The organism is Streptomyces aculeolatus (genome assembly GCF_020400605.1).
Taxonomy (GTDB): domain Bacteria; phylum Actinomycetota; class Actinomycetes; order Streptomycetales; family Streptomycetaceae; genus Streptomyces; species Streptomyces aculeolatus.
In genome coordinates this window covers 205,006-217,211 of the sequence record NZ_JAINRD010000006.1, presented here as the reverse complement: position 1 = coordinate 217,211, position 12,206 = coordinate 205,006, and the positions used below count along the sequence as shown (strand labels likewise).

The 12,206-nt window shown below is 75.4% G+C and carries 9 protein-coding genes; 2 read left to right on the top strand and 7 right to left on the bottom strand.

Translation table 11 applies throughout. The features are described from left to right. Nucleotides 1-114: 114 nt before the first annotated feature. The gene (locus LG396_RS13655) at nt 115-492 is read right to left on the bottom strand and encodes an MGMT family protein (protein ID WP_225794970.1); all 378 of its coding nucleotides are present in this window, start codon (nt 490-492) and stop codon (nt 115-117) included. 161 nt (nt 493-653) lie between these two features. Between LG396_RS13655 and LG396_RS13650 the strand changes: the two genes are divergently transcribed. After that, on the top strand, nt 654-3,476 hold the full coding sequence (locus LG396_RS13650; protein ID WP_225794969.1) for a lysylphosphatidylglycerol synthase transmembrane domain-containing protein: 2,823 nt from the start codon (nt 654-656) through the stop codon (nt 3,474-3,476). 23 nt (nt 3,477-3,499) lie between these two features. Here LG396_RS13650 and LG396_RS13645 read toward each other — a convergent pair whose 3' ends face one another. Beyond that, a complete protein-coding gene (locus LG396_RS13645; protein ID WP_018835010.1) occupies nt 3,500-3,775 on the bottom strand; it encodes a YciI family protein in 276 nt (91 codons plus the stop codon). A 129-nt stretch (nt 3,776-3,904) separates the two neighbouring features. Between LG396_RS13645 and LG396_RS13640 the strand changes: the two genes are divergently transcribed. Beyond that, nucleotides 3,905-5,476 (top strand): alpha/beta hydrolase, encoded by a 1,572-nt coding sequence (locus tag LG396_RS13640; RefSeq protein WP_225794968.1) that lies wholly within the window; start codon nt 3,905-3,907, stop codon nt 5,474-5,476. Between the two features lie 75 nt (nt 5,477-5,551). On the opposite strand, the gene moeZ is transcribed toward LG396_RS13640, so the two are convergent. The 5 genes from moeZ to LG396_RS13615 all read right to left on the bottom strand — a co-directional run bounded on the left by moeZ (nt 5,552) and on the right by LG396_RS13615 (nt 12,077). Beyond that, the gene (gene moeZ, locus LG396_RS13635; RefSeq protein ID WP_018835008.1) at nt 5,552-6,730 is read right to left on the bottom strand and encodes an adenylyltransferase/sulfurtransferase MoeZ; all 1,179 of its coding nucleotides are present in this window, start codon (nt 6,728-6,730) and stop codon (nt 5,552-5,554) included. A 61-nt stretch (nt 6,731-6,791) separates the two neighbouring features. Further along, nucleotides 6,792-7,622: a spherulation-specific family 4 protein gene (locus LG396_RS13630; protein ID WP_225794967.1), complete on the bottom strand. Its 831-nt coding sequence runs from the start codon at nt 7,620-7,622 to the stop codon at nt 6,792-6,794. Then, nucleotides 7,610-8,689: an SDR family oxidoreductase gene (locus tag LG396_RS13625; RefSeq protein WP_225794966.1), complete on the bottom strand. Its 1,080-nt coding sequence runs from the start codon at nt 8,687-8,689 to the stop codon at nt 7,610-7,612. Before LG396_RS13625 ends, LG396_RS13630 begins: the two co-directional genes overlap by 13 nt. Further along, nucleotides 8,686-9,810, bottom strand: coding sequence for a hypothetical protein (locus LG396_RS13620; RefSeq protein WP_225794965.1), 1,125 nt, complete (start codon nt 9,808-9,810; stop codon nt 8,686-8,688). Before LG396_RS13620 ends, LG396_RS13625 begins: the two co-directional genes overlap by 4 nt. 572 nt (nt 9,811-10,382) lie before the next feature. Next, nucleotides 10,383-12,077, bottom strand: a complete 1,695-nt coding sequence (locus LG396_RS13615; RefSeq protein WP_225794964.1) for a DUF3492 domain-containing protein — start codon at nt 12,075-12,077, stop codon at nt 10,383-10,385. Nucleotides 12,078-12,206: the final 129 nt, after the last annotated feature.

The window sequence follows — 12,206 nt, the reverse complement described above, 5'->3', positions numbered from 1 at the left end:
CAAAGTGCTCACATGTATCGCCGGTGGCAGAGGACGGGATTCAGGTGCCGGTTGCCGAACCGTACTCCGTACGGGCGGCGGCCCGGGCCGTTTGGTGCCCGGTGTCGGAAGCTGTCAGATATGACCCCCGACACCGCCGCCGCTGCCGTCCCAGCGGGCGCGGCGGATGTCGATGCGCTGCTCACCGGCGGTGGTGGCGCGCAGCGGCGTGCCCTCCATGCGGTACTGCTCCAGGGCCTCGCGCTCGTGGCCCGGCAGCAGCCGGCCGTCCGCGCGCACCACGCGCCACCAGGGCACGGAGCTCCCGTAGAGCGCCATGACGCGGCCCACCTGCCGCGGCCCGCCGCGCTCCATGAACTCCGCCACATCCCCGTACGTCATCACGCGGCCCGGCGGGATGCCCTCTGCCACGGAGAGCACCAGATCCGCGTACTCGTCGAGAAGGGCCGCGTCGGGCCCCGGGCCGCCGGCGGAAGGCGTCGCGTCGTCCATCCGACCCATCCTGCCGCAGAGCGCCGACAGTCCGGCGCGGCGGCAGGCACAGGGTGCACCGCTGCCAAGGCCACCCGGATGCGACCATCAAAGACATGCTCGTGCCACCATCGTGCGGGCGGTGACTGGTGATACGAGACGAAGACGGGACAACCCAGGGCATGCGGCGCGACCGCGCGGCCGAGCCTCCGCCGGCAGAGCCGGCCACGGAGGCGCAGAGTCCTGCCCGCCGGGAAGGTGACGAGGGGGAGAGCAAGGGAAGGCGGGACAGGCAGGGCAGGCAGGACAGGGAGGACGGGAACGGCAGCGAGGGCAGGGCGGACGAGGGAGACGGGAAGGGCCGGGAGGGTCCGCCCCGCGGCCTCTACGACACCCCCCGCCCCGACGGCCCCCGCCCCCACTCCCCCGCCGCCCCCAACCGCCACGACTCCCGCCGCCGCGCCGCCCCCGGCCCCATCGAGGGCGACGACCCCCTCCTCCCCGCCCGCGTGCACCGCCCCTCCGACCTCATGCGGCTGCTCCTCGGCCTTCTCGGCATCGCCGCCGTGCTGGGCCTGGCGACCGTCGCGCACGCCACCACCGAGGGCCTGGAGGAGGACATCACCAAGGGCGCCGAGTACACGCCCTCGTTCGTCGTCACCCTCGGCGGCCTGACCTCCAGCATCGCCGTCCTCATCGTCCCGGTCGCCTTCGCCGTCGAACGCCTCGTCAAGCGCGACGGCCTGCGCATCGCCGACGGCGTGCTCGCCGCCGTCCTCGCGCACGGCGCCGGGCTCGCCGTCTCGCTCTGGGTGTCCGAGGCCGCCCCCGGCTCCGTGCAGGGGGCGCTGACGCAGATCGCCCGCGACGGCGAGCGCACCGACCCCGTGCACGGGTATCTCGCCCCCGTCATCGCGTACATGACCGCCGTCGGCATGGCCAGGCACGCCCGCTGGCGCGTGCTGATGTGGACGGTCCTGGTGCTCGACGGCCTCGCGGTGCTCGTCGGCGGCTACACCACCCCGTTCGCCATCCTGCTCACCGTCCTGATCGGCTGGACCGTCGCCTACGGCACGATGTACGCGGTCGGCTCCCCCAACGTCCGCCCCACCGGCCGCAACCTCCTCGCCGGCCTGCGCCGCGTCGGCTTCCGGCCCGTCAGCGCGCTGGTCCCGGAGGAGCAGCCGGACCTGGAGGGCGACGGCCGCGGGCGGCGGTTCGTCGTCACGCTGGAGGACGGCCCGCCGCTGGACGTCACCGTCGTCGACCGCGAGCAGCAGGCCCAGGGCTTCTTCTACCGCGCCTGGCGCCGCCTGTCGCTGCGCGGCGTCTACCAGCGGCGCAGCATGCAGTCGCTGCGCCAGGCGCTGGAGCAGGAGGCGCTGCTGTCGTACGCCGCGATCGCCGCCGGCGCCAACGCCCCCAAGCTCATCGCCACCTCGGACCTCGGCCCCGACGCGGTCATACTCGTCTACGAACACACCGGCGGCCGGCCGCTGAACACCGTCCCCGACGAGGTGATCACCGACCTTCTGATGTGCGAGACCTGGCGGCAGGTCAGGGCGCTGCAGTCGCGCCGCATCGCGCACCGCCGGCTCGACGCGGACGCGGTGCTGGTGGCGCGCTCGGGCAAGGTGATCCTCACCGACCTCAGCAACGGCGACATCGCCGCGGGCGACGTCGTGCTGCGCATGGACATCGCCCAGTTGCTCACCACGTTCGCGCTGCGCATCGGCGCCGAGCGGGCGGTCGCGGCGGCGGTGGAGGTGCTCGGGCCGGACGCGGTCGCCGACGCGCTGCCGCTGCTGCAGCCCATCGCGCTGACCCGGGACACCCGCGCGGAGTTGCGCCGGCTCTCCCGCGAGCGGGCGGCGCGCGAGCGCGAGGCGGTCATCGAGGCGTCGCGGTCGCGCAGGAGCCAGGCGGCCGGGGACCGCAAGAGCATGCGGAAAGCCAAGCAGGCGGAGAAGAGGGCGATCGAGGGCGCCCTGGACGAGGCCCGCGAGGAGGACGTGCTCACGCAGATCCGCCAGCACGTGCTGCTGATCCGGCCGCAGGCGCCGGTGGAGCCGGTACGGATCGAGCGGATCCGGCCGCGCACGCTCGTCAGCATCATCGCGGGCGTCTTCGCCGCGTACTTCCTGCTGACGCAGCTCACCCACGTCAAGATCGACGACGTGCTGTCGCAGGCCAACTGGCGCTGGGCGGCGCTGGCCGCGGTCTTCTCCGCCGCCACCTACCTGGCCGCCGCGCTGTCGCTGCTGGGCTTCGTCCCCGAGCGGGTGCCGTACGGGCGTACGGTGCTGGCGCAGGTCGCCGCCTCGTTCGTCAAGCTGGTCGCGCCGGCGGCGGTCGGCGGGGTCGCGCTCAACACCCGCTTCCTGCAGAAGTCGGGCGTACGGCCGGGCCTGGCGGTCGCCAGCGTGGGCGCGTCGCAGCTCTTCGGGCTCGGCAGCCACATCCTGCTGCTGCTGACCTTCGGCTATCTGACGGGGACCGAGCGGACGCCGTCGCTCTCCCCGTCCCGCACGGTCATCGCAGGGCTGCTCGCTGCGGCGGTGCTGATCCTGATCATCACCGCCGTACCGTTGCTGCGGAAGGCCGTCTCGTCGCGGATCCGGTCGCTGTTCGCCGGCGTGGTACCGCGCATGCTGGACGTGCTCCAGCGCCCGCAGAAGCTGGCGGCGGGCATCGGCGGCATGGTGCTGATGACGCTGTCGTTCGTGCTCTGCCTGGACGCCTCGGTACGGGCCTTCGGCGGCGACCTCAGCTTCGCGAGCGTCGCCGTCGTCTTCCTCGCCGGCAACGCACTGGGCTCGGCCGCGCCCACGCCGGGCGGCGTGGGCGCGGTGGAACTGGCGCTGACGGCAGGTCTGACGGCGGCGGGGATGCCCAGCGACACGGCGCTGTCGGCGGTCCTGCTGTTCCGGCTCCTGACGTTCTGGATGCCGGTACTGCCGGGGTGGCTGTCGTTCACGCACCTGACCCGCAAGGGCGCGCTGTAGCGCGCGGGGGGGGCGCGTGCGGCTCAGAGGTCGACGACGTTCCAGGGGCGGATGCTCCACTCGTCCACCAGCCCGTTCGCGACGTACGGGTCCTTCCTGACGAACTCCTCGGCGGGCCCGGGGCCGTCGGTCCGCCAGACGATCAGGCCGCGCGGCGGGGCCTCCGTCATGGCGCCGGCCATGACGAGGTCGCCGCGCCGGTGGCACTCGCGGATGAGGTCGAGGTGCGCCTGGCGGTAGGAGTCCCGCCGCTCCAGGTAGTCGTCGACGTACGAGTAGTCGAGGACGTAGTAGGACACGCGGCCTCCCGGGCGGCGGGGGTGAACGGTACGGGCCCACCGTACTCACCCGTACGCACCGCGCAGCGCGCGGCCGTACGCGCACCGCCGGACGATGGCAGTCCGCCACCGCCGAGACCGGGAGCCTACGTGCGGGTCACCAGACCGACCACCGCCGCCACCGCCGTCACCGCCGCCACCGTCCTGCTGACCGCCCTGGCCGCGGGCGGCTGCGGCATCGCGTCGTCGTCCGAGCGCGCCGGCGGGCTGGAGGACGGCGCGGCGGCCGCGGGCATCCAGTGGGGGGCGTGCAAGAACCTCCCGAAGCCCGCGCCGGGGGCCCCGGCCGCGAAGACCGACTGGCAGTGCGGCACGCTCGACGTACCGCTCGACCACGAGAAGCCGGACGGCGAGAAGATCGGCATCGCCATGATCCGCGCCGAGGCCACCGGGCCGGGGAAGGAGCGCGTCGGCTCGCTGCTCTTCAACTTCGGCGGCCCCGGCGGCTCGGGCATCGACACCCTCCCGGGCCTCGCCGGCCAGTACAGGACGCTGAACGAGCGCTACGACCTCGTCAGCTTCGACCCGCGCGGCGTCGGCCGCAGCGACGGGGTGCACTGCCTCGGCGACCGTGCGCTCGACAAGTACTTCGCCGCCGACAACACCCCCGACGACAAGGCGGAGGAGAAGGCGTACCTCGACCGGATCCACGGCTTCGCCGACGCCTGCGAGAAGAAGTCCGGCAAGATCCTGCCGTACGTCGGCACCGAGAACGCCGCCCGCGACATGGACCTCATGCGCGCCGCGCTCGGCGACGACAAGATGCACTACTTCGGCATCTCCTACGGCACCGAACTGGGCGCCGTCTACGCCCACCTCTTCCCCGAGCGGATCGGCCGGGCCGTGCTCGACAGCCCCGTGGACCCGACGCAGAACAGCGCGCAGCGCTCGCTGGCGCAGGCGAAGGGCTTCCAGCGGGCGCTGGAGAACTACGCCGAGGACTGCGCGCGGCAGGGCGAGCAGTGCCCCCTCGGCGACGCCGGCGCCGGCGAGCCCGCGGCCGCCACCGCCGACGTCGCGGACCTGCTGGAGCGGCTCGACGGCAAGCCGATCCCGGGCACCTCGGGACGCGACCTGACGGAGTCGCTGGCGACCGGGGGCATCGCGCAGTCGCTGTACTCCAAGCAGCTCTGGCCGCTGCTGACGCAGGGCCTGGAGCAGGCGCAGGGCGACGACGGTGCGACCCTGCTGCTCCTGGCCGACGCCCTCAACGGCCGCGAGCCGGACGGGCACTACACCACGCTCCAGTCGTCGTTCCTCGCCGTCAACTGCGCGGACACCAAGGACCGCTACTCGACGGACGACATCCGCGGCCGGCTGCCGGAGTTCCGCGAGGCGTCGCCGGTCTTCGGCGACTTCATGGCCTGGGGCATGGCGTCGTGCGACGGCTGGCCGGTGACGGGCAAGCGCTCGACGCCGCAGGTGAGCGCGGAGGGCGCGGACAAGATCCTGGTCGTCGGCACCACCGGCGACCCGGCGACGCCGTACGAGGGCACCCAGCGGATGGTCGACGCGCTCGGCGGCGACGTGGCGGTGAAGGTGACCCGCGTCGGCGAGGGGCACGGGGCGTACGGCAGCGGCAACGAGTGCACACAGAAGGCGGTCGACACGTACCTGCTCGACGGCCGCGCCCCGCAGAACGACACGACCTGCCGGAAGTAGCCCCCCGCACCTGCGTGTGCCGCCGCCGGAAGCCCTCCGGCGGCGGCACGGTGCGTCACACGTGCAGGCAGTACGTCAGTAGATCGGCTTCTCCGGCTCGATCTGGTTCACCCAGCCGACCACGCCGCCGCCGACGTGCACCGCGTCCGCGAAGCCCGCCGACTTCAGCACCGCCAGGACCTCCGCGGACCGGACGCCCGTCTTGCAGTGCAGGACGATCTTCTTGTCCTGCGGCAGCCCCTCCAGGGCGTTGCCCATCAGGAACTCGTCCTTCGGGAGCAGCCGGGCGCCGGGGATCGAGACGATCTCGTACTCGTTGGGCTCGCGGACGTCGATGATGTCGATGTTCTCGCCGTCGTCGATCCACTCCTTGAGCTGCTTCGGGGTGATCGTCGAGCCGGCCGCGGCCTCCTGCGCCTCGTCGGAGACGACGCCGCAGAACGCCTCGTAGTCGATCAGCTCGGTGACGGTCGGGTTCTCGCCGCAGACCGCGCAGTCCGGGTCCTTGCGGACCTTGACCTGGCGGTACTGCATCTCCAGGGCGTCGTAGATCATCAGCCGGCCGACCAGCGGGTCGCCGATGCCGGCGAGCAGCTTGATGGCCTCGTTGACCTGGATCGAGCCGATCGACGCGCACAGCACGCCGAGCACGCCGCCCTCGGCGCAGCTCGGCACCATGCCGGGCGGCGGGGGCTCGGGGTACAGGCAGCGGTAGCACGGGCCGTGCTCGGCCCAGAAGACCGACGCCTGGCCGTCGAAGCGGTAGATGGAGCCCCACACGTACGGCTTGCCGAGCAGCACGCACGCGTCGTTGACCAGGTAGCGGGTGGCGAAGTTGTCCGTGCCGTCGACGATCAGGTCGTACTCGGCGAAGATCTCCATCACGTTCGAGGAGTCCAGCCGCTCCTGGTGGAGCTGCACGGTCACGTACGGGTTGATGCCCAGCACGGTGTCGCGGGCCGACTCGGCCTTGGAGCGGCCGATGTCCGCCTGGCTGTGGATGACCTGCCGCTGCAGGTTCGACTCGTCGACCTCGTCGAACTCGACGATCCCCAGCGTGCCCACACCCGCCGCGGCCATGTACATCAGCGCGGGCGAGCCGAGGCCGCCGGCGCCCACACAGAGCACCTTGGCGTTCTTCAGCCGCTTCTGGCCGGCCATCCCGACGTCGGGGATGATCAGGTGGCGCGAGTACCTGCGGACCTCGTCGACGGAGAGCTCGGGGGCGGGCTCGACCAGCGGTGGCAGCGACACGGGGACTCCGTAAGCGTGTGAGAGCACAGTGGGTCTTCCCGTAACACTGCCACGCACCTCCTCATTCCGAGACACCCTGTCCGAGACGCGAGACGAGGTCGTCCCAGTAGCCGGGCAGGGCCTCCCATCCGGGCCGGTCGGTGAAGAAGACCGAGGCCGCGCCCTGCCAGCGGGCGACCCGCAGGGCCTCGTCCAGATGCGTCGGCGGTACGCCGTGGACCAGGTGGCAGAACCGCTCGGCGGGCTGCTCCGCGGTCCACTCGGCGACCTGCGACCAGCGGTAGTCCGCCCACGGGCCGGCGAAGGTGACGAGTTGGTCGGCGGCCTCGGCGTAGCCGGGGTACGGGTGCGTGCCGATGCCGAGGACGGTGTGGGCGCGCGGGGAGAGCGCGCCGAGCGTCGTCGTGACCCGCAGGACCTCCGCCAGCCGGTCGCGGTCGGCGGGGCAGCGGCCGAGGTAGAAGCCGTCGACGCGGTACCACTCCAGGAACCGCTGGGCGTCCGTGATCAGCTCGCCGAACGGACGCCGGCCGTGGCGCAGATCGAGCCGGCCGAGGGTGCTCACCCCCGCCGACTTCAGCCGGCCCGCGGCCTCCAGGCAGTGCGGGTCGGGGCGGGCGCCGGGCCCGCCGGCGACGTCGAGCACCGTCCAGTGGACGGCCCCGGCGGCGGCGGGCCGGGTCAGCTCGCCCCACTCGACGGGGGCGACGAGGGGGTGCGCGTAGCCGGGGACGGCGAGGCGGAGCGGGGTCTCGGCCGGCTGCGGCGGGGGCTGCCACCGGCCCTCGGGCGCGGGCGGGGCGCCCGGCAGGTGCCGTAGCCCGCGCAGGTCGCGCAGGACCGCGGCGGGGCCGGCCGGGGTGCCGGGCCCGTCAGCGCTCAGATGCGGCATGCCGCCTCCATCCAGATATCGGCAAGGCTCTCCTCGATTCCGATCCGGGGCCGCCAGCCGAGCCGGTCCCGCGCCGTCCTGATGTCCGCCTGCTGCCAGGCTCCGCACCCGTCCGGATACGGATACGCCGCGGCGACCGCCGCCGGTTCCGTGCCGGGGCCGCCGTTCGTGCCGTGGCCCGGTCCGTGGCCCGGTCCGTGGCCGTGCCCCGGCCCGTGCCCCAGGCCGTGGCCCAGTCCGTGACCCGGGCCGTGGCCGCCGTGCCCGAGGCCGTGGCCGGCGCCCGCGGGCTGCGGGATCCGGCCGGTCAGCGCGGTGTCGTACTCGTGCAGCTGGCCGCTGTAGCCCGCGATCCGCGCCAGCGCCGCCGCCCCGTCGCGCAGCCGCACCGCGCGCCCGCCGCCGATGTTCACCACGCCCTGCGCCGCCGACAGCGACGCGGCGTGCACCGCGCGCGCCACGTCCCGTACGTCCACGAAGTCCCGCTGCGCGCCCAGGCCGCCGAGCTTCAGCTCGCCGTCGCCCTGCTGCATCGCCCGCCGCAGCGCCTCCGCCAGCCGGCCGAGCGGGGAGCCCGCCGGGGTGCCGGGGCCGGCGGGCGAGAAGACCCGCAGCACGATCGCGTCCAGCCCGGAGCCGAGCACCAGCTCGGTCGCGGCCAGCTTGCTCACCCCGTACGGGCCGCCGGGGCGCGGCAGCGCGTCCTCGGCCGTCGACGAGCCGGCCGGCGACGGCCCGTACTCCGAGGCGCAGCCGACGTGCACCAGCCGCGCCGAGCAACTGCTGCGCCGCATGGCCTCGCAGAGGGTGGCGACGGCGACGGTGTTGTGCCGGGTCAGGTCGCGGGCACCGCCGCGGGTGGTGCCGGAGCAGTTGACGACGACGCCCGGGTGCACGGCGTCGAGGAACCGGGTCAGGGCGCCGGGGCTGCCGGACGACAGGTCGAACCGCACGTCGGCGTCGTCGCCGCGGCCGAGCGCGGTGAGCTGCACGGCGGGGTCGGCGAGCAGGCGGTCGGCGACGTAGCGGCCGACGAAGCCGGTGCCGCCGATGAGCAACACCCTCATCGCGCACCCCCGTCGTCCGAGGAGGGCGTGGCCAGTGGTGGTGCGGTCATCTCGTTGTGCTCCTTGCGGTGAGCCGATGCTCGGGTGAGTGCGCGGCCGGCGTACGCCAGCAGCGCGAGCGCGGCGGCGCCGCAGGCGGCCGCAGGCACGGTGGCCATACGGAAACCAGCGGGGCCGGCGACCAGCAGTTCGACCGGACGGCCGAGCGCGGCCAGCCCGGGAACCCGGGCGGCCAGGACCAGCAGCAGCGCCGTGACCTGCGCGGCGCAGGCGGCGGCGACGCCGTACGCGGCGGCCCGGGGGAAGCCGTGCACGGCGAGCAGCCGGGCGAGGAAAAGCAGCGCGCCGAGCGCGCAGGCGGCGGCGTAGGTGGAGGCGGAGGCGGCGGGCTCGTGGACGGCCCGCCCGAAGAGGGGTCCGGCGACCGCGGCGACGAGTTGCAGCGCCACGAGGACGGCCAGCACGGCGGCGACGGCGGCGGCGAGCAGCGGGCGGACGCGGGCGCGGAACTCCGCCAGGTCGCGGCTGTCCCGCAGGCTGCCGCGGGCCCGCGCGGCGAACCACCGCGCGACGGCCGCGGCGGGCAGCACGGCGGCGGTCAGCCCGGCGAGGGCGGCGGCGGTGGCGTACGGCACGGCGGGCGCGCGGGTGACGCCGGTGGCGCCGCCGAGCAACTCGCCGAGGAACCAGTCGCCGTACACCGCATACGCCAGCAGCCATCCGACGGCCAGACCGGCCCCGGCCGGCAGCCCCGCCCCGACCCGCAGGGGGCCCCGCTGCGACCCGAGCACCAGCGCGACCACGGCCCAGCCGACGCCCGCGGCGGTCAGCGCGGCCTGCGGCCTGCCGTCCAGCCCGGCGGCGGCGAGCACGAGCAGCCCGCCGCCGAGCGGCAGGAGGTGGGCGAGGAGGGCGAGGCGCGTACGGGGCTCGGGCCCGGCGGGCGCGGGGGGCGCGGCGGCGGGCCGGCGGGTCCGTACGTACATCTCCTCGGCGAGGGAGAAGACGTCCCTGTGCCGGTACCGCACGGCGGTCCGGTCGGTGACGCCGTGCGCCTCCAGGCCGGCGGCGATCTCCAGCGGATCGACGGCGTCCCGGCAGAGGTCGCGATGCCGGTACATGAGCCCCCGCACGGGATCGGCGGGCCCCCGCCGCCCGCCCCCGGCGCGGCCCCGGGCGGGGGCGCGGGCGGACGTCGTCGGCAGGAGGCCGGCAGGGTCCGACGGGACGGCACCGGGGCCGGCCTGGGGATGGGGCCCCGCGGAGGCCGGCGTCGGCGCCGCGGGCGCGGCGGGCGCGGAGTCGGCAGCCGGCGGGGGCATGTGGCCGGTGGCCGCGGCGCCTGCGGAGGGCCGGGCGGCGGGTCCGCCGGCTGCCGCCGTTGCGCCGGCCGCGGCGGGCGGCGCGAGCGTGTCCGCGGCCTGCTCCCGCCCCTCCGGCGGCGCGGGAGCGGCCCTCCCGTCCGGGGGCCGGTCCCCGGCTTTCCCCGGCGCGGCCGGCGACGCCGGGCGGGCCGCGTCGGCGTCTGCGCCGCGGTCGGAGGGGGCCGCCGCGGAGGGGGCCGCCGCGGGCGGGCCGAAAGCTTCCTCCAGCGCTTCCGCCAGATCCTCTGCCGGCGTCGGGCGCGGCGGCTCCCCGGTTTCCCCTCCGGGGAGCCGCGTCCGGGGGTCGGAGGTCGCTCTCGGACCGTCCGTCATCGGTCGGCCCCCTCAAGCACGGGGCCCGCGCCCACCCGGTCCCGCTCCGGTGCCGGCGCAGCCAGCAGGTGCGCCTCCGGGGGGTGCGCGAAGGGGTGCGGCAAGGCGGGGGCCTGGGCGGTGGCCGGGGCGCGGGAGGCAAGCTCCAGGTAGATGCCGCCGAACGCCCCCACGTTCCGCTGGGCAGAGAAGAGTTCCATCGCCCGCGCCCGCGCCGCCGCGCCCAGGCGCGCGCGGCGTGCCGGGTCGCGGAGCAGCGCCAGGCAGGCGTCCGCCAGCGCGCGCGGATTCCGCGGCGGGACCACGAGCCCGGTGCCGCCGATGACCTCCCGTACCGCGCCGACGTCCGTCGACACCGTCGCCCGGCCGCAGAACATCGCCTCGACAAGGCCGACGGGGAAGCCCGCCACGACGCTGGAGAGCACCGCGACCCCGCCCGCCGCGTACGCGGCCGCCCGGTCCGGCAGCGCCGGTTCTCCGACCTCCGCGAACGACACCGGGCTGGCGCCCACCGCGTGGGCGTCGGCGGCCTCGTCGGGGAAGAGCTGGGCCGCGAGCGCGCGGCAGTGGTCGCGGTAGCCCGCGTGGGCAGGGGCCGGAGGGCCGGTCTCCGCAACGACGAGGTGGGCGGCCGGCTCCTCCCTGCGGATCTCCGCGAAGGCGTGCAGCAGCGCGACGAGGTCGCCGGCCGGCTCCATCCGGCCGGCCCAGACCAGGGTCATGTCGTCCGCCCCGGCCGCCCCGTCCTCCCCGGTCGGGCTGCCCGCCGCAGCCGCGTCGTCCGCCTCCGTGAAGCGCGCCGCGTCCATGCCGGGGTACACCGTCCGCAGCCTGTGCCCCTCCGCGCCCAGCCGCAGCGCCCAGCGCCGCGCGTGCGCGTTGCCCGGGGTGACGAGTTCCGCCTCGGCGTACGTCTCGGCCGCGAGCCGGCGGTGGAAGGCCGCCACCAGCGTCCGTACGGTCACGGACCCGCCGGCGTACGCTCCCCGGCCGCTCTCCAGGTAGTGCCGCCGCAGCCGCACCCCGTACTCCGTCACCAGCAGCGGCGTGCCGAAGAACCGCCGCGCCAGCAGCCCCGGCAGCGCCGCGGGGCCGCCGGACAGGGCGTGGCACAGGTCGGCCGCCGCCAGAGAGGCGCCGCCCTCCGCGTACCACCCCGTGCCCAACGGCCGCAGCGCCCGGTCCAGATGGGCCGCCACCGCCAGCAACTCCGCGACCCGCGCCCCCCGCACCACCGGATGCGCGCCCGGCGCCCGGCAGGCCCGCTCCAGGATCCGCACCGCCTGCTCCGCACGCAGCGCACGCCCCGGCCCGCCCGCCTCCCTGGCCAGCTCCGCCAGCCCGTACAGCCCGGAAGCGAAACGGTCCTGCCCGGGCTCCTCCCCGGCGGCTCCCGCCGCCAGCGCGCCCGCCAACTCCGCGAAGTGCTCGGCGAACCGGCGCCGCTCCGCGCGCCCGTAGCGGCGTTCGCCCGGCGCCGGGCGCCACAGCGGCGCGACGTGCACCGCGCGCACCTGCGGCGGCAGCGGTACGAGGCCCGACGACTCCTGCGCCGCGTCCACCGCAAACGCGAAAACGTCGAACTCGTGGTGCGCGAGCCCGCGTACGAGCCGGTCGCACCACCCCGGCGACTCGCCCGCGGCAAACGGAAATCCGCCCTCCGCGAGAAGGCCGATGCGCAACGAGAACACCCCCGAAACTGCTGTGGCTCCATCCGGTGGGAGGACGGTACGCACGCGGCAGGGCTGCGCGATGGACGGTTGTCCGTCGCACCACCGGAAGGGGTGAATACCCGTGACTATTCAGCCTCTGGGGCGTTT